Source organism: Acinetobacter sp. TGL-Y2, assembly GCF_001612555.1.
Classification (GTDB): domain Bacteria; phylum Pseudomonadota; class Gammaproteobacteria; order Pseudomonadales; family Moraxellaceae; genus Acinetobacter.
The window spans coordinates 778,867-797,347 of sequence record NZ_CP015110.1 but is presented as its reverse complement, the minus strand read 5'-3'; the positions used below and the strand labels follow the sequence as shown (position 1 = coordinate 797,347).

Genomic DNA, 18,481 nt, shown 5'->3' with positions numbered 1-18,481 from the left:
TTTACTGCTAAAATGAATGGATTTCGTAATAAAAAATTACTCCTGCGTATACTTTTTAAATTTTTTTATTTTCACAGTATTAGCCAATTAGAATAAATACATGCCCAGAAGAAAGCCACTGCATTGAGTGGCTTTTGAATCTTCATTCGAATTCAATCAGTCAGTCAGTCAGTCAGATCAATATGCATAGGATGCAATGCCTGTAGCAATCGGTTTATTTTCATCATTGACCATGGTCATGCGCATAGTACAGCCCTTACGCCCCATACGCAGCACTTCAGCTTTGGCTGTAAAATACTGACCACGACCTGGCGCGAGATAATCCACTCGCATATCCACAGTGGCCAAACGAGATACTTTTTTTAGTGTGTCCGCAAGTTGGTCAGGCTCAGCCCGTTTATATAGCTCACCCATTGCCACGATCCCGCCAATACTGTCGAGTAATGTCGCTGCAACACCACCATGCAAAATTTGGAATGAAATATTACCAATCAAATTTGGCTTCATTTCGATATAACCTTCAATTTCGTCATTCACCACACGCATCTGCATTTCATTGTGCGCAAAATAAGGCGATGAATTAAAAACTTGGCTAAGTTGGTTGAGCACCACATTAATTTCAGGCTTTGTACCTAAATGGAGGTTGCCCGTCCATTTTTTTTGGGAATCATTCATAACAAACTCAAATTAACATCATGAGAAAAAACCATCAGCATTTTCCCAAAAACCGCATGAAGGGGGCTACAATGACCGCAAGTTTAAATACCGAAGATCGAGACTTTAATGACTTATACGTTTAATCGTCCTGCTTTTCCCGCTACACGTATGCGCCGTATTCGAAAAAATGACAAGCTCAGAACGATGGTGAGAGAAACGCATCTATCTGCTGATCATCTCATTTATCCGGTATTTGTCTTACCCGGTCAAAATCAGAACCAAGACATCGCTAGTATGCCAAACATTCAGCGTCTTTCAGCAGATTTGTTGTTAAACAAAGCTGAAAAACTTTTGCAATTGGGTGTTTCTAAACTGGCACTGTTTCCTGTCACCCCTCAAGAAGACAAGAGTTTAAACGCTGAAGCCGCATGGCGTGATGACGGCTTGGTGCAAAGCACCGTTCGTCTACTCAAAAAAGAGTTCCCTGAAATGGTGCTCATCACAGACGGCGCACTTGACCCCTATACCACACATGGTCAAGACGGCATTCTTGATGAGACGGGCTATGTTTTAAATGATGAAACCGTTGAATGTTTGATTAAACAAGGCTTAAGCCATGCTGAAGCAGGTGCTGATGTCTTTGCACCAAGCGACATGATGGACGGTCGTATTGCGGCGATTCGTCAAGCTTTTGAAGCCAACGGTCATATTTACACCAACATCATGGCGTATTCAGCAAAATATGCGTCCAGCTTCTACGGCCCTTTCCGTGATGCAGTCGGTTCAGCCAGTAACTTAAAAGGTGGCAACAAATACACCTACCAAATGGATGTAGGCAACCGTGCAGAAGCCTTGCATGAAATTGCACTGGATATTCAAGAAGGTGCGGATATGGTGATTGTCAAACCCGGTATGCCGTACTTAGACATCGTACGTGAAGTGAAAGACACCTTTGGTATTCCGACTTTTGTCTATCAAGTCAGTGGCGAATACGCCATGTTGGCTGCTGCGATCCAAAATGGTTGGTTGTCTGAAAGTGTGATTTTGGAGTCACTCATGTCATGTCGCCGTGCAGGTGCAGATGGTATTTGGACCTACTTCGCTGAAGATGCCGCAAAAATGCTGAAAGAGATGAAGTAATACTCAAATAACCAACCTCTCACTGTGCATGAGGGTTTTTTATAGGTATAAAAATTTTAATCAACGATTTAAAGAGTGCGGGATGCATATAGCCATTGTCGGTGCGGGAATCAGTGGTCTACTGACTGCACTTGAACTTGTGGAACAGGGATGTTCCGTCAGTATTTTTGATCAACAACATGCAGGAAAAGCCGCCTCATGGGCAGGTGGTGGCATCCTCTCTCCCATGTATCCTTGGCGCTATCCACCAGAAGTGAATGAATTAGCCAAACATGCCAAAACGCTGTATAGCGAATGGAATGAAAAACTCAAGCCGATTACGGGGGTTGATTTTGAAATTCATGAAACAGGTCTTTTGATTTTTGATCATGATGATTTTGAAATCGGACTCAATTATAAAAATCAGCATCAAGATCCGATGCAATACTGTCAATACTTAAACCAAAGCGCATTAGCTAAGACAAACCCCAGAGTTTCAAGTCAATTTCAAGAGGCAATCTATTTCCCTCATATTGCCAATATAAGGAATCCACGATTATTAAAGTCACTGATTCATTACTTAAAACAGCATCCTAACGTTCAGTTTCATGAAAATACTTGGATCGATCACTTTAAAATACATCTTGATCAGATTGAATATATCCAATCTCAAAATGGTCAATGTTTTCATGCGGATCACTATGTGATTGCAACTGGCGCTTGGTCAGAACATTGGTCAACGCAGCTCAATCTAAATATTCCTGTGTATCCGGTTCAAGGACAGATGCTCCTGTTTAAAACGCCTGAACAATGGCTTCCGAGCATGTGTATGAACAAGGTGATGTATTTGATTCCACGGCAGGATGGTCATATCGTCTGTGGTTCAAGTATGAATGAGATCGGTTTTGATCAGCGTCCAACTCTCCATACGCTACAAGATATTTATAAGGCATCTATAGAAATGGTGCCAGAACTGTCTCATTTCCCGATTGTTCAACAGTGGGCCGGCCTGCGACCCAGCTCTCCGAACGGCATTCCTTATATTGGACTTATGCCCAATATCGACAATCTTTGGGCGAACTTTGGACATTATCGAAATGGGCTATGTATGGGACCAGCATCTGCAAGACTATTGCGCCAAATGATATTGAAACAGAAAACACTCAGTGACATTCAGCCCTACTCGACTGATCCTTTAAGTCTTTAGATCTTGTGTAACGCGATATTTTTCTTAAGTTAAAGAATGATTACATCTTCAAGTGCTTGTTTTAATGTTGGAAAATTAAATTCAAAACCTGCATCTTGTAGCGCTTTAGGTTTAACGTATTGGCCATTTAAAATCAACTGTGATTGTTCTCCCAAAACAGTCTTCATCACTACACCGGGTAGGTTAAAAAGTGGTTTCTTCTTTAAGATCAAGCATGCCGTATCAGCAAAGGTTTTTTGATTGACTTTTTCGGGTGCAACCACGTTGAAAATCTGCTCAGATGTATCCTTGAGCATTAAAAATTCGATCGCACGAATGACATCTTGAATATGCACCCAAACGCAGGGTTGGCGTCCATGCCCGATCTTTTTCACCATGTTCATTTTTATAGGCAACAGCATTTGTGGCAAAATACCGCCTTTGCGCCCAAAAACCACACCTAACCGAATAGTCTTAGTATTTTGATCAGGATATTGAGCGGTCACGGCTTCCCATTTTTGGCACAGTTCAGACATGAAAATCGCTTGTGGGGGGGTGCGCTCATCACAGCTGTCAAACCATTGCTCTGAAGGGTCAATACCATAAAACCCAACAGCAGAACCTGAAATGATCCGTTTAGGAAATACCTTTCTTTTGCTCAGATACCGATATAAATTTTCGGTGGTTCCCACCCGACTTTGTATCAATTTCTGTTTACGATGGTCTGTCCAGCGACCCTGTCCAATGCTTTCACCGGCTAAGTTAATCACGTAATCAATTTGATCAGTGGTCAGTTCTTCCAAGTCGTTAATCCACTGCATAGCGGGATGCTGAGCAACTTTATTTTTCTGTCTGGTTAAGCCGACAACACGATAATTTTGTTGCAGTAAATACGAGATCAATTGGGTGCCAATAAAACCAGAGGCACCGGTTACCAAAACCAATAATGTGTTCATCGTTTGTGCGCTTTACCCATAAAGTTGCTTCTATGCTATATACAAAAAAAAGCCTTTACGCAAACAAATTTAAGTTCCTAATATTTTATTGGCCATGCGCTCAGCTTGTTTGCCATAAAACCAAAAGGTGATAATGTACAGTGGAATCATGTACATCATCAGCTGTGCAATCAGTTGAAATAAGAACTGTTTATGGCTAATAAATTGCAGCCATACCTGAACAATATTGTCTTCTTTCCAGTTGAAAATTAACGGCCCTAATAGCGCAAAAAGCATATTGTAGCTAAAAAAGATCAAGCTATAACCCAAGGCAATTTTGTTGCGCTCACTGGGTGTGGGCGCACGCTGTTCTTTACGAATAAAATGAAACAGCACCAATATCATGGCAATGAGAAATGGAAATGCAGTGAGCACCTGTCCCACAAAACTCGGTGTCAACGCCGCGATGACACCGACCATCATGGTTAAAATCACGCAGTAGATAAAAAATCTAAAAAAATATTTGCTCAAAACAACCATGTAGATTACTCAAATTTAATTTTACCGACACAGTATAGAAAAAAATTTCAACTTTATTTGTTTTTCTTGTCAACCAATTGAAACCCTTGGTCGTTATATAGAGTACAAGGTCAGTAGAACCCGCGAAGTATTTGCCATGGCATCCGCAAAGAACCTCGGTGACCTTTAACTCCAATGAGACTTATAAATCATGCTTGAGCCTCAAAATTTAGAATAGCAGCCTAAATTTTATTGATCTCAGCATTTTGGCCGACGATTTTCCATCACTCGAATCGTCGGCTTTTTATTTTAGTGATGTTATTACTATAAGATTTTAGCTTTTTATTACAATAAAAATATTCAATATGCAAGGCACACCTATACCTAATCCTCTCAATGTCAAAAACAATAGTTTAGCCTAGTCTTTATTTAATCAAATTATACAATTCTGCAAAAGAATACCAAATCCTAATTTAACAGAGCTGGTATAGCTGCAATCTTATTTTAGGATACAATGATAAAAAATTAATTTGTTCAAGATCATGCCTAAAGTATATTCAGTGGATTTACGTGAAAAAGTCATGCAGTTTTATGAAGAAAATAATCACAAATCATATACATGTAAAACCTTTAAAATATCTAGAACCACTTTGGATGATTGGATTCTTCTTCAAAACACCACTGGAGAATTGAAACAGCCTAAAATCAATGCAGGTCGACCCACTAAAATCAAGGATATGGATGCTTTCAAACACTTTATTGAAACTACTGAATTTTCTCAAGTGAAAGATCTCATCCCTTTATTTGAACAAAAGTTTGGGTATCCAATCCTTTACTCAACCCTGTTAAAAGCCATTCATAGACTTGGTTGGACACGTAAAAAAAGAGTTTTCTCTATAAGCAAGCCGACAAAATAACAAGGGCTGTATTCAACTGGTTTCTTCCGCAATGGAAAGAGGAGTTTGGGGAAGATCAGATTCTTTATATTGATGAGTCTGGGATAAACACCACAGATACAGCGCAATATGGTTGGTCTAAACTAGGCAGTCGTTGCGCTGCTTTAAAATTGGGTGGTCATGGTAAAAGATTAAGTATCATCAGTGCTGTGAGGTCTAATTCAGCGTATCAGTTCCTTTACCCTTTGATTTTTCAAGGTTCATGCGATCGAGCAATGTTCACGGGATGGTTGAGATATCTACTTGAAAATTTAACCAAAGATAATCAAGATAAGACCAAAAGACATCTGCTGATTCTAGATAACGCTTCGATTCATAAGAACGGAGATATCAAAAAACTAGCCAAAGACTTTAACTGTAGAATCATGTACTTGCCTGCTTACAGTCCAGATTTAAATCCAATTGAAAAAGCATGGTCAGTGCTAAAATCCAAAGTTAAAAGTATCGCTGTCCGTTTTGACAAAAACATAGAAGAAGCGCTCGATTTAGGCTTGAAGGCAATGTAGCTTAAAATTTAAATCCAGCTATATCCATAGATGATAGATGAATGTTTAAATTGCAAACTGTCTGCAGATGTCCTTGCTGAAGCTGAATATCCCAATATTGCACTTTCTCGTACTCATGGATATATGATGAATCTAAAACATGATATTAGAATTGTTGAAGAATTAAGAAGTATAAAACACTTACAAGGTTCACTTGAATATGGACAAAAAAAAATTAAGGCAGATCCTTCTTAGGAATACAGACGTTATGTTAATACTCATAGACTTTGTTGTACGAAAAATTGAACACATCGATAGTCTACAATTAGAGATTTGAGTTTAATTTAGATATCTAGCCCATACAGGGCTAGATATCTAAAATAATTTTTTGAATCAAATATTTACCAATGGTTGGTTAACATTAATAGACCTGGTATCCAACAGGTAAAAACGCCTATAAAAATTGTGTAGTTTCCTAGAAATTTAAGATTTTTTTCAAGGCTTAATACTAGGAAGAATAAGAACCACAAACTGGACCATAGCACCCACATAACAATTAAGCGATATTCACCAGCTAGTGTAGCAAAAATGAATGCGTTTATAGCCACAAAAAGACAATACCAACCTAAACCAATACCTTTTAAATTAAACCATTGAACAACCGCTAAATATAGATATGTAAATGCAAACAGTAATCCTGCTGCTACACCGAAATAGTCAAGTGGGTTATTTCCTCTATATAAAGCAATACCGTTGATGAAAAAGGCTAACAATCCTACTAATAGATTAAATGGTGCAGAATCTCTAGCTTCCATTTTTCCATTTAACCCTAAACCATTAACCAACAATACAGATCCTATAAATAAAAGTGCAACTCCTAGCATAAGCCTCTCCATTTTTTTGTTTTAGCAATAGTGCCGCCATGGTGTATAAAACATTAATTTATAATGTTGATTTTTTTGATCATCCTTAAATCAATTTTATTTTAGAAATATGGTATCTATTCCACGCAGAACAAATTTCATAGAGACACTTTCAACCATTAATTGTTAGTTTAATTAACGATATTAATCTCAATTTCTTTCTTCTGATAATCAATAACAATATGATTTGCATTTGGATTTTCCAATAAAAACCGTGCAAGCTTCGAATCGATTAAGACACGAAAACGATGACCTAAACCACGAGCACCAAAACGTACATCATGTTTCTCTGATAAAAATTTAATTGCATTTTCTGTAAGTGATACAGTTCTATTTTGCTTACGCAGACGAAGATTTAATTTTTCAACTTCCAAAACAATTAGTTGGGATATAAAATCTGTTGATACTGCTTGATAGTGCAGAATACGCTCGATTCTGTTTAGAAATTCAGGATCAAACTTTTTATGTAATGCCCGTTCTGTAATTTCTGAATCATCAAGTTTAGTTGCTTTAGCAAATTGCTGTAACCGCTGAGGTAATTTAGCAAGAAGTTTTAAACGAGCTTGTGATTCCTTAGTACCAATATTACTGGTCATAAAAATTAAACTATTTTTAAAATCCAGTGATTTTGTTCCTGATGTAAGATTGAGCGTCCCTGTATCTAAAACATTAAGTAATCCACGAATAACCTCATTACTTGCTTTTTCTATTTCATCAAATAATACAATTCCTGGTTTAGAGAAACTTCCTTGTATCTGTTCCTCATTAAATAAGGTATTGCCTTCTTTTGAGCCTACATAACCAGGAGGTGCACCAGTTAATGCTGCTGCATAATGTTCTTGTGCTAACGTATTCATATCAATACGACAAAAAGCATCTGGTTTACCATATATGGCCTGAGCAATTAGTCGAACAGTTTCTGTCTTACCTACACCTGTTGGTCCAAGCATTAGAGTGACTGCTAATGGCCGATTTGGCACATTAAAGTCAGCTTTTACCGTCATGAGCATATTTGCAATTTCATTAAGTGCAGCGTCTTGCCCAATAATGTTATTACGAAGTTTTTCCATAACATCATTAGGGTCGAAATTAAAACGAGAGGTACGTGCAATACGCTCTTTGCTTTGCATGTCATAACGTTCCCTGTCTAAGACTTCCTGATTGGCTTGCATACGATCGCTAGCAAAAGTCATCTCAAATACCTCCCTTTGATTTTATATGAACTAATTTGCTTCTTTTTCAATGCCTTCGTGCGGCAAATTACCGATTGGACATTCAGCTACACCGATCGTAGAACGGGTAATTTTTTCGACATTCTGTTGAGCCTTTTCTGCATCTAAAACCCAAGTCCTATAAAAATCAAACGGACAATTTGCTAAACCTTTATCACCATCACCATTGTTATGTACACCTGTATAACCACGATGTAAAAGTTTAAATAAATGGTTCTGAGATTGGTCATATTTTCGAGCATCACGAATCTGACTTACTGAAAGTTGTGCATATTGGAGGCCATCAACTTCAGTACCACATTGACCTAATGTCCGACCATCAAAACCAATAATAGAAGAGTTACCAAAGAATGAATAAACACCATCAAAACCAGTACCATTGGCTACTGCAACATATATATTATTTGCCCAAGCCATAGCTTTTGCCATAGTCACTTGTTGCTCAGCGGATGGGTACATATAGCCTTGACAGCGAACAACCAATTCTGCACCTTTCATTGCGCAATCACGCCAAATTTCAGGATAATTACCATCGTCACAAATGATTAATGATAGTTTGATACCTTTTGGTCCATCCGTTACATAAGTTGTGTCTCCTGGACACCAACCTTCAATCGGACACCATGGAAGAATTTTTCTATATTTTTGAACTATTTCACCCTTATTATTAATAAGAATTAGAGTGTTATAAGGGACTTTATTCGGATGCTCTTCATGTTGTTCACCCGTAATTGAAAATACCCCCCAAACATTGGCCTCAATACAAGCTTTTGAATAGATAGCTGTTTCATCACCTGGAATTGTTGTTGCAGTCGCCATCATTTCATCATGGTCATACATAATGCCCATTGTGCTGTATTCTGGGAAAATTACGAGATCCATTCCAGGAAGACCTTGTTTCATTCCCTTTATCATTTCACCCATTTTTTTTGCATTTTCTAAAACTTCAGCCTTCGAATGCAAGCGAGGAATTTTATAGTTAACAACTGCAACACCAACCGTATCTGGACAACTTGAAATATCACCATGTCTCATTTTGTTATTCCTTTTCAACTTTAAATATTATGATTAGATTGATAAAATCAGTGTTATTAAAACCACGTCATTTACTTAATATCGATATCGATATCGATATCGATATCGATATCAAAGCTAACACTATTTTATCAACATTAAAATATTTTGTTTTTTAAGCTTTAAAAGTAATTAATAGAAACTAAATATTTGATTTGTATTTATTTTAATCACTAAAAACAAATCATAAACTTCAAATACCAAACTAATACTTTAGTCTCATAATTATTTAATCAATACATGAATATTAAACAAATATAATAAAACCAAACTATAAATAAACGATATATTTCCAAATACAATTTATTATCATTTTTAAGTTAATCTAAATTAAATTTTCAAATAAACAATAATATCCATGTTTTCTTTTTTACACAAAATTAAAAAATATTGTCCAAATATACAAAGCAAACACCATAATGTTAACAATATATCACTTTTTTTCATATATGATACTTATTATTCAAAATAATAAATACAACTTAATTTAAATTCCCACAGTATTTATTAATCTTGTTTTCTTATCTAATTGTATTTTAAAATCATCTATTAACTCATCAACTATCCATACAAAGAATCTCATTACTACCGTACAATTTCTTATTCATGTTAAATGAATACTTACTAGAAAAATTATACATCCCCGTTAATATTATTATTTTTTTACTACACATAGGTATTACATAATTTATTAAAATTAAATCAATAACTTACATCAAAACATTCATTACCGCATTAATGAATAATAAATATAACTACAGAAATCAAAAACAAAGTGATGATTTTATAAGTATTATGGTTAACTTTAAGTTAATCTAAATTTAATATTTATAGTCAAAATACTTTTAACGTGAATTTTGTATAAATAAGAGAATTAAGGTAGTGATACAAAAAATAATCAAAGATCTATTTTTTCTCATCTATCACTACTTTTCATAAGGATATTTCTCGTAACACGTCTTAATTTAAATTCTAACTATATCTTATTTGGTTAGCTTATTTAGCTTGCAAATAATTTCCAGCTTAATGTTTTGATTTTTTTAAAATTATTGTATTCACTTTAATTAAAGCATAAACCCTCTAAATATTTCTATGCCTTATTATCTTTCTAAGATCGAGATATATCATAATATTTATAAAGAAGAGCAGATGACACACAAATACTGAATAACCATTCATTTTAACAACATGACTTAACCCAGTAATGTACTAAAAATTGAATTTCTCTAAAATCATCTTAGTTCCGGTTTAATTAAATTCATTCATTATCTGAATTATAGGTCGTCTGTGATTTTTAATTGAAATGTATACATTTCAATATCAACAATATGACCATTGGATAAAACAGAACAATGGATATCACCAAATGTATTCATCACATTATGTAATTTACATCCATATAACCAACTCATTCAGCTTTTAGCTCGTGATGATATCTTAACGAATGACTTCTTAAAAAACCTGCATTCTAACTCTCGTTATCTATAATTACTCTCAATCATTTAACTTAGTTTTATTTAATTTAACAACACCCGCCTAAACTCATTTAACACTAGAAATTCAGTCCATTATTTCGCTACTATGCTTCTCAAGGCATGGGGCAAATTTTATGACGGTTCGTTTTTTACATACTTCAGATTGGCATTTGGGGCAGTTCTTTCATAACCATGATCGTGATTATGAACATACTCAATTTCTCAAATGGTTGCTCAATCAAATTCAAGAAAAACAACCGCATGCTTTACTCATTGCCGGTGATATTTTTGATGTGATCAATCCAGCATCTGCAGCGCAAAAACAGCTCTATCAATTTTTAGCAGATGCATATGACATCGCCCCACATATGCAAACGCTCATGATTGCGGGTAATCATGATTCAGGCTATCGCATTGAGCAAGTTGAACCTTTACTGGAAAAATTTAATGCTAAAACAGTCGGTGTAGTCCATAAAAATAGCGCAGGTCTGCTTGATTTAGATCGCCTACTCATTCCCATTTATAACGAACAAAAACAAGTGGTCGCATGGTGTTTGGCACTACCGTTCCTTCGCCCTGCTGAAATTACAGGACTGAATGAACATACTCTTAATAATCAGTCTGCAATTGCCTATATTCATCAACAACTGATTGCTGAAGCCAAAGCACGTAAGTCTGATGATCAAGCGCTGATTTTAATGTCACACGCCCATATGCAAGGCGGTGAAACGTCGGACTCAGAACGTCCGATTGTGATTGGCAATGAAGAGGCATTATCGACAGCATTATTTGATGAGGTGATTGATTATGTTGCGCTTGGACATTTGCATAAACCGCAAAAAGTCGGTCAGGATCATATTCGTTATAGTGGCTCCCCTATTCCACTTTCCTTTAGTGAAATCAATTACAAGCATCAAGTGGTCGAAGTGACCATTGACCCTACGCAAAACGATGACACGCGCTTCCAATATCAACCCATTTTTATTCCACGTACTGTCGGGTTAATGCGTGTTCGAGCTGAACTTAAGGAGTTAATCGAAAAAATTAAATCCTTGCCGAGCGGCGAAATAGCGCATTTGTCCGCACGTGATTTCTTAGAAATTGAATACACCACCGATGCGCCTCCCCCTGTCGATTTACGTCAACAAATTGAATTGGCTTTACCGAAAGATTGTTATCGCTTATTACGCATCAGCCGGGTTTATCGAAAAAGTGCCGATGACCAACATAACGAATCCAAAATTGACTTAGCACCCCCCACTCCTGAATCGCTATTTGCCAATATTTGGTCAAAACAAGGGTATGAACCCGATGCCGCTGTACTGCGAGATTTTCAACAATTGTTGCATGAAGCGCAGCATGATCTTGATGAAAAACAGGGATAAGGCGAAAACATGAAAATTTTACGTTTAAGTTTAAATAATTTGGCTTCTTTAGCCGGTACGCATCATATTCAGTTTGACGATGCACCGCTTGCCCATGCGGGTTTAATTGCCATTACCGGTAAAACTGGTGCAGGAAAATCCACCTTGCTCGATGCGATGTGTCTTGCGCTGTATAACGAAGTCCCTCGCCTGAGTGGTGCAGCCGGTAGCCTCAAAGATGTCGGCGGTCAGGACATTTCGATCAAAGATTCTAAAAATATTTTACGTCGTGGTACGACTTCTGGGTTTGCTGAACTTGAATTTATTGCACTCGATGGCAAGCGTTATCAAGCCCGTTGGGAAATTCGTCGTGCGCGCAATAAAGTCGATGGCAATCTAAAACTAGAACGCGCGATTACCTGTCTCGATGATCAATGCCTACTCAATCATAAAATCTCTGAAGCCACGCCGATTGTAGAAAAATTGATTGGACTGAGTTTTGAGCAGTTCACCCGCGCGGTGTTACTGGCTCAATCCGAAGTGGGTGCATTTTTAAAAGCCAAAGATCACGAGCGTGCAGATTTACTTGAATATCTGACCAATTCACATATTTTCAGTTTGGTCAGTATCAAAGCCGCGGAAAAGTTTAGTCAGGTCAAACAGCAGCGCGTGGAGCTGGAAAATTTGATTGGCCATATTGAAATGTTGTCACAAGCAGAAATCGAGCAACTGCAACAACAACAATCAGCAGAAGCGCTACAACTACAAAACCTACAGCAGGCTGAAAAGCTTTTAGAGAATGAAAAAAAATGGCAGCTCGATCGAGATCGTCTATATGCCGATGTACAGGGCAAAAAAGAGATTTATGACGTTCAACTCGATGCGGTACAAAAATCTGCAGCTCAACAACAATTGCTTGAACATCTTGATCAGTTTCAGTCGGTACGAGAACAATTTGTACAACGCACACAGCTTGCCCCAACAAAACAGCAGACCTTAGAAGAGCAAAAAGCCTTTCAAACTGAATTTGCCGCCATTCAACACACTGTCGCCACCGAGCAATCCAAATGGGTTGCGTTAAAACAACAGCAACAACAGTCTCAAAAAAATCGTGAGGATATTCGTCCGCACTTAGAAGCAGGTTTAAAACTTGATCATGAGATCAACAGCATTACAGCGCAGTATAAAAAGATCCATGCTGAACATGAGCAGTTCCAGCACAATCGTATTCTGCCATTAACTCAGCAGATTCAACAGCACAGCAGTCAACTGCACAGTATTCAAACTCAAATGAGCCATACACAGCAGCAGCTTGATCAGACCCTTTTTTTGCAGGTCTTTGATCAAGAACCGCAGAGTATATTGCAATCGCTTGAATCCTACGCAAAGCAACAGCAGGCCTTAGCACAACGTCATCCTCAACATTCATCTTTAAGCCCGAGCGAACTCGAACAGCAGATCACTGTCGCGACTCAGCACTTGGCAAATTGGTCAGCAACACAGCAAAGTTTAGAACAGCTTGAGCAGCAACTCACGGCGCTACAACAGCAGCAAAGTACACTTCAAAAACAGCGCTATCAACTCGATACCTTGCAACAACGTATTGCTCAGGTGGCAAATCACATCAAACAAGCAGAGCAGCTTGAGCGCCATTTAAAGACGCAACAAAGTCAGTATCAGACCGAGCAGACCCAACTTCAACATCTTCAACAACAGGTTGCGACTGCACAGCAGTCTCTGCAACAACTTGAACATGTTTTGGCACAGCAGCGCTTACTACATGCGCAAAGCGTGCAGGAGTTACGTGCCCAATTACAAACCGATCAGCCGTGTATGGTTTGTGGAAGTTCTGAACACCCTTATGCACACCCTCACGCCCTTTTAGAGCAAGGCTTACAGCAACTGCAAGAGCAACAACTCACCGAAGCCCGTGACAAGTACGAGCATCTGCTCAAACAACAACAACAGCAACAGATTCAGCTTTCAAAACTCGAAACTTTGATCGAACAGCAACAATACAATTTACTTCAGTTAAATCAGCAGAACACGGCGTCCATACAACATGCGGTCACTCAACTGACTGAATGGGGCTTAAGCCAAAATCGTGACGCTGACATAGATACGGTGCAGAAGATCGTTGAGCAACAGATTGTTGCTATGACCACGCAAACAGACACACTGAGTCAGCAAGAAAAAACCATGTCGGCTTTACTGCAACAATGGCGCAGTACCTTACAGCAGTTGCAACAGCATAAATTGTTGCAACAGGAATATTTAAGCCTGCAACAACTAATCCAACCGATTCAACACCAGCTTCCTGAGCCGTTTAAAACGCAAACTCCAAGCGTATGGTTGGCGCAGATTCAACAACAGCTGCAGCAGCGTCTACAGCATTTAAATACCCATAAACAACTCGAAAATGAGTTGCTCAACCAACAACAGCAGCTTGAGAAAATTCAGTATCAACTCAACAACGAGCAACAACATTTTGACAAGTTAAGTGTTGAACAAGATCATCTGATTGAACAAGGTAAAACATTTCGAGAGCAATTATTGAATCTCACTCGAGCCTATGCAGGTCAGGAATATCGGGTCGCGTCAGATTGGCAAAAGGCGTTGGAACAACACGCTAAAACCTTAGAACAACAACTGGAAGATCAGCAACACAAAGCCACTCAGGCGGACACTCTGCTTAATCAAGGCAACTTAAAACTTCAGTCCTTGATCACTCAATTGCAACAGCTTGACCAACAGCTTGACCAAGCCGAGCACAGTATCCAAGTGTGGCAGCTCAATTATCCTCAAATTACTCATGAGATTATTGAGCAATGTATCGGCATTGGTTTGACTGAACATCAAGCGATTCGCCGTCAACTGAATAATCAAAAACAACTGTTAGAAAATGCCAAAACCGCATGGCAATTGCTCGAAGAACAATATAAGGCGCATCTGAAATTGCAGCCTGAGCATGATTTTGAACAGATTGAACAGGGTTTGAATCTGCTTCATCAAGAAAAGACTCAACAGCAAAATCGCTTTAATGAAATTGATGCCAAGTTACGCATGAATGCCAACAATCAAGCCACCTATGCCAAATACCAAAGTAAGATTGAACAGATCAAAGCAGAAGAATATCGTTGGGGCCGCATTTATGATCTGATTGGGCACAAGGAAGGCACCAAGTTTAAAAAGATTGCACAAGAGCATCACTTGGATATTTTGGTGGAATACGCCAACCAACAACTGCAACCTTTGGCACCCCGCTATCAATTACATCGGGTACCGAATAGTTTAAGCCTTGCCATCATTGATTTAGACATGAACAGTGAAGTGCGCCCCGTGCTGTCTTTGTCTGGCGGTGAAACTTTCTTGGTGTCACTGGCTTTGGCCCTTGCGATTGCCAATATGGCATCCGGCTCGATGAAACTTGAATCCTTATTTATCGATGAAGGCTTTGGTACACTCGACCCTGCATCCCTGCATATGGTGATGAATGCTCTGGATCATTTGCAAAGCCAAGGTCGTAAAGTGGTGCTGATTTCCCATGTTCAAGACATGCATGAACGCATTCCCGTGCAGATTCAAGTTAAACCACTGGGTTCAGGGGCAAGCAGCATTGAAGTGGTGGGATAAAATAAAAAGCCCTCATCAGAGGGCTTTAAAGTCGTTAGAAATAATTAATTTTTCTTATCACCCGGAAAGGCATTCGGCGCTGGAGCATACGCATCTGCGGTATCCGCTACAGCTTCTACTGGTTCGAGTGGCTCTACTTCAAATATCACTGTTCCAATGATCCCGGTATTGTCAATTGAACCCTGAGATGAGTTTGCAGCATAGGCTTCATCAGGCTGACCAAAGGTAAATGAAGCTACAGCAGAATCACTCTTACGGAAGCCTTCAATGTTTAAGGTTCGATGCGGCCCAAGTACGTAACCACTGGCATATTTAGATGCTTCTTGACCTGTTAAAACATCTAGACCATCCACACTTGCTACAATTTCAAAGCTTTTATCTGAATGGTTTTCATACTGTAATTGATAACTCTGACCATCTTTTGCTTTTAAGAAGTAGTTTTTGCCGTCACGAACCAAAGGCAATGGCTTTGCTTGATCATCCAGTACGGTAAAGCTGATCACCCCAGATGCGACCGATAGACTATTCACTGCTTTGCCTTGATACTGTTTATTTGCATAACGTACTGAAGCTTGTGCAATTGGATTTACGCTTAAGCGCGTTAATTCAACACTGCTGACATTCGAGGTCACATCATCACCCCACTTGGTGCCCAGTTTTTCATTTTCGGCAGTCTGTGCATTGGTAGCGTCTGCAGCTTCTATCGAGGCTGAATCAGCGACGACCGTAGCATCTGCTGCTCTTTCTTCAGTTTTTTTACTACAGGCGCTGATAAACAGGCCCAAAAATAAGCAGAATAATAAGTTTATAAAATGATGTAGTTTCATAATTCACCTTGGTTTTTTATTGGTTTTATCGACATTTTTTAGCTTTCCTAAACAGTATAGAATGTGATTTTTAATTTGGTTGACATCAATTTGTTATTATTTGTATAAATTATTATCATAATTTAAGCCTAAAAAAACCCTAAATGATTTTAGGGTGTTTAAGGGAGATTATGGCTTTAAAGTGTCTTGGATTTTTTTAAAATAACGACATTATTAGTCCAAGTAGTCTCGTGCACCAAACAGTGCCGTCCCTACTCTCACCATGGTCGAACCCGCCGCAATCGCATCATTCATATCGGCCGACATACCCATACTTAAGGTATCCCAAAGCTCAGGGTGTGCATGCTGAACACGGACATCCTCAAAGAGCTGTTTTGCATCAATAAACGCTTGCGGATTATTGGGTGCTGGAATCACCATCAAGCCACGCAAATTCAAATGCGGTAATCGGCTAATCTGTTGTACCAATTCAGCGACTTCTGCTGGCTGACAGCCATCTTTGCTCTCTTGTGCGTCAATATTGACCTGCACACAAATATTTAAAGGTTCTGGATGACTCTCGCGCTGACTGGATAAACGCTCTGCAATGATCAGTCTGTCTACACCATGTACCCACGCAAATTTTTCAGCCAAATGCTTGGTTTTATTGCGCTGTACATGACCAATAAAATGCCATTCAATACTTAAGTCTTGTAAAGCTTGCATTTTATCTAAAGCTTCTTGCAAATAATTTTCACCAAAAGCACGTTGCTCTGCTGCATACATCTCACGCAGTGCCTCACTTGGATGGGTCTTTGACACTGCCAACAAGGTCACTGTCGATTCGTCTCTATGAATTTGCTGACAAGCCTCTTGAATCTGTTGCAATACATGTGCTCTTGCGAGTTGAAGACTATTCATTGACGGGATTCTCATTTAATTCATCTTTTTTTCTTTCCTATTCGGCTAACTGTTGGTTAAGCTGTCGGAAAGCCTTATCATTCTAACAAAATAATTACGACTAATTTTAATTTGGGGAATTTATGGATATCACAGAATTATTAGCCTTTTCGGTCAAAAATGGCGCATCAGATTTGCATTTATCAGCAGGCATGCCGCCCATGATCCGTGTTGATGGTGAAGTCCGTCGCATTAATTTACCTGCACTTGAACATAAAGATGTACATCGTTTGGTCTATGACATCATGAACGATAAACAGCGCCGTGATTTTGAAGAAAAACTAGAGACGGACTTCTCGTTTGAAGTGCCGTCTGTAGCCCGCTTCCGTGTCAACGCGTTTAACCAAAACCGTGGGGCGGGTGCGGTATTTCGTACTATTCCATCCAAAGTCCTGTCTATGGATGATTTAGGTATGGGCCAAATTTTCAAAGATATTTGTGAATATCCACGCGGTATCGTACTGGTCACAGGTCCAACAGGTTCGGGTAAGTCCACCACACTTGCAGCGATGATGGATTATATTAATGAAAACCGTTATGACCATATTTTAACGGTCGAAGACCCGATCGAGTTTGTACACCAATCTAAAAAGTGTCTGATTAACCAACGTGAAGTACACCGTGACACCCATGGCTTTAACGAAGCACTTCGTTCAGCCTTACGTGAAGATCCAGATATTATTTTGGTCGGTGAGATGCGTGACCTTGAAACCATTCGCTTGGCACTTACCGCAGCGGAAACAGGTCACTTGGTGTTTGGTACACTGCATACCACCTCTGCGGCAAAAACCATTGACCGTGTGATTGATGTATTCCCAGCAGAAGAAAAAGACATGGTTCGCGCGATGTTGTCTGAATCGCTTCAAGCAGTGATTTCACAAACGCTCCTGAAGAAAACTGGGGGTGGTCGTGTCGCTGCGCATGAAATCATGATCGGTATTCCTGCCATTCGTAATTTAATCCGCGAAAACAAAGTCGCGCAAATGTACTCATCGATTCAAACCGGTGCAAACTATGGCATGACCACCCTTGATCAAAGCCTAAAAACACTGGTGTCTAAAGGCATAATTACAGCACAAGTGGCACGTACTGCAGCAAAGCAACCTGAGTCATTCTTATAAAAATTAAAACTTAATGGACTTTTTTGGGGAACAGAT

16 protein-coding genes are annotated in these 18,481 nt (G+C 38.9%); 8 read left to right on the top strand and 8 right to left on the bottom strand.

The genetic code is table 11. The annotated features are described in order from the left end of the window. Positions 1-177: 177 nt before the first annotated feature. Positions 178-675, bottom strand: coding sequence for a thioesterase family protein (locus tag AMD27_RS03740; protein ID WP_067656535.1), 498 nt, complete (start codon positions 673-675; stop codon positions 178-180). A gap of 108 nt (positions 676-783) precedes the next feature. Here AMD27_RS03740 and hemB point away from each other — a divergent pair, with 108 nt between their 5' ends. Beyond that, entirely contained in the window at positions 784-1,797 is a 1,014-nt protein-coding gene (hemB, locus tag AMD27_RS03735; RefSeq protein ID WP_067656532.1) for a porphobilinogen synthase, read from the top strand. A gap of 82 nt (positions 1,798-1,879) precedes the next feature. Continuing rightward, the gene (gene thiO / locus AMD27_RS03730; RefSeq protein ID WP_067656529.1) at positions 1,880-2,983 is read left to right on the top strand and encodes a glycine oxidase ThiO; all 1,104 of its coding nucleotides are present in this window, start codon (positions 1,880-1,882) and stop codon (positions 2,981-2,983) included. Positions 2,984-3,012: 29 nt separating this feature from the next. Here thiO and AMD27_RS03725 read toward each other — a convergent pair whose 3' ends face one another. Together AMD27_RS03725 and AMD27_RS03720 are read right to left on the bottom strand one after the other, a co-directional pair. Then, positions 3,013-3,918: a TIGR01777 family oxidoreductase gene (locus tag AMD27_RS03725; protein ID WP_067656526.1), complete on the bottom strand. Its 906-nt coding sequence runs from the start codon at positions 3,916-3,918 to the stop codon at positions 3,013-3,015. Between the two features lie 69 nt (positions 3,919-3,987). Further along, positions 3,988-4,437 (bottom strand): ABZJ_00895 family protein, encoded by a 450-nt coding sequence (locus AMD27_RS03720; RefSeq protein WP_067656523.1) that lies wholly within the window; start codon positions 4,435-4,437, stop codon positions 3,988-3,990. A gap of 521 nt (positions 4,438-4,958) precedes the next feature. Between AMD27_RS03720 and AMD27_RS03715 the strand changes: the two genes are divergently transcribed. The 3 genes from AMD27_RS03715 to AMD27_RS03705 are packed head-to-tail and all read left to right on the top strand — an operon-like array spanning position 4,959 to position 6,112. Next, the gene (locus tag AMD27_RS03715) at positions 4,959-5,333 is read left to right on the top strand and encodes an IS630 transposase-related protein (RefSeq protein WP_067655598.1); all 375 of its coding nucleotides are present in this window, start codon (positions 4,959-4,961) and stop codon (positions 5,331-5,333) included. Beyond that, positions 5,330-5,878, top strand: coding sequence for an IS630 family transposase (locus AMD27_RS17960; RefSeq protein ID WP_081405901.1), 549 nt, complete (start codon positions 5,330-5,332; stop codon positions 5,876-5,878). The genes AMD27_RS03715 and AMD27_RS17960 overlap by 4 nt, the downstream gene beginning before the upstream one ends. Before the next feature lie 30 nt (positions 5,879-5,908). Next, the gene (locus AMD27_RS03705) at positions 5,909-6,112 is read left to right on the top strand and encodes a hypothetical protein (protein ID WP_067656520.1); all 204 of its coding nucleotides are present in this window, start codon (positions 5,909-5,911) and stop codon (positions 6,110-6,112) included. 146 nt (positions 6,113-6,258) lie between these two features. Here the strand turns inward: AMD27_RS03705 and AMD27_RS03700 are convergent, their stop codons facing one another. The 3 genes from AMD27_RS03700 to AMD27_RS03690 form a co-directional block, all read right to left on the bottom strand. Beyond that, positions 6,259-6,741, bottom strand: coding sequence for an AmiS/UreI family transporter (locus tag AMD27_RS03700; protein WP_067656518.1), 483 nt, complete (start codon positions 6,739-6,741; stop codon positions 6,259-6,261). A 170-nt stretch (positions 6,742-6,911) separates the two neighbouring features. After that, positions 6,912-7,973, bottom strand: coding sequence for an AAA family ATPase (locus AMD27_RS03695; protein ID WP_067656515.1), 1,062 nt, complete (start codon positions 7,971-7,973; stop codon positions 6,912-6,914). Positions 7,974-8,003: 30 nt separating this feature from the next. After that, positions 8,004-9,047 carry an aliphatic amidase gene (locus AMD27_RS03690; RefSeq protein WP_067656512.1) on the bottom strand — a complete coding sequence of 348 codons (1,044 nt, stop codon included), beginning with the start codon at positions 9,045-9,047 and terminating at the stop codon, positions 8,004-8,006. A 1,648-nt stretch (positions 9,048-10,695) separates the two neighbouring features. Between AMD27_RS03690 and AMD27_RS03685 the strand changes: the two genes are divergently transcribed. Further along, positions 10,696-11,946, top strand: a complete 1,251-nt coding sequence (locus AMD27_RS03685) for an exonuclease SbcCD subunit D C-terminal domain-containing protein (protein ID WP_067656509.1) — start codon at positions 10,696-10,698, stop codon at positions 11,944-11,946. 9 nt (positions 11,947-11,955) lie between these two features. Then, positions 11,956-15,558 (top strand): SbcC/MukB-like Walker B domain-containing protein, encoded by a 3,603-nt coding sequence (locus AMD27_RS03680; protein ID WP_067656506.1) that lies wholly within the window; start codon positions 11,956-11,958, stop codon positions 15,556-15,558. Between the two features lie 44 nt (positions 15,559-15,602). Here AMD27_RS03680 and AMD27_RS03675 read toward each other — a convergent pair whose 3' ends face one another. Next, positions 15,603-16,385, bottom strand: coding sequence for a hypothetical protein (locus tag AMD27_RS03675; protein ID WP_416202801.1), 783 nt, complete (start codon positions 16,383-16,385; stop codon positions 15,603-15,605). Positions 16,386-16,598: 213 nt separating this feature from the next. Continuing rightward, the gene (locus AMD27_RS03670) at positions 16,599-17,285 is read right to left on the bottom strand and encodes a YggS family pyridoxal phosphate-dependent enzyme (RefSeq protein ID WP_067656500.1); all 687 of its coding nucleotides are present in this window, start codon (positions 17,283-17,285) and stop codon (positions 16,599-16,601) included. Between the two features lie 122 nt (positions 17,286-17,407). Between AMD27_RS03670 and AMD27_RS03665 the strand changes: the two genes are divergently transcribed. Continuing rightward, a complete protein-coding gene (locus AMD27_RS03665; protein ID WP_067656497.1) occupies positions 17,408-18,445 on the top strand; it encodes a type IV pilus twitching motility protein PilT in 1,038 nt (345 codons plus the stop codon). Positions 18,446-18,481 lie beyond the last annotated feature (36 nt).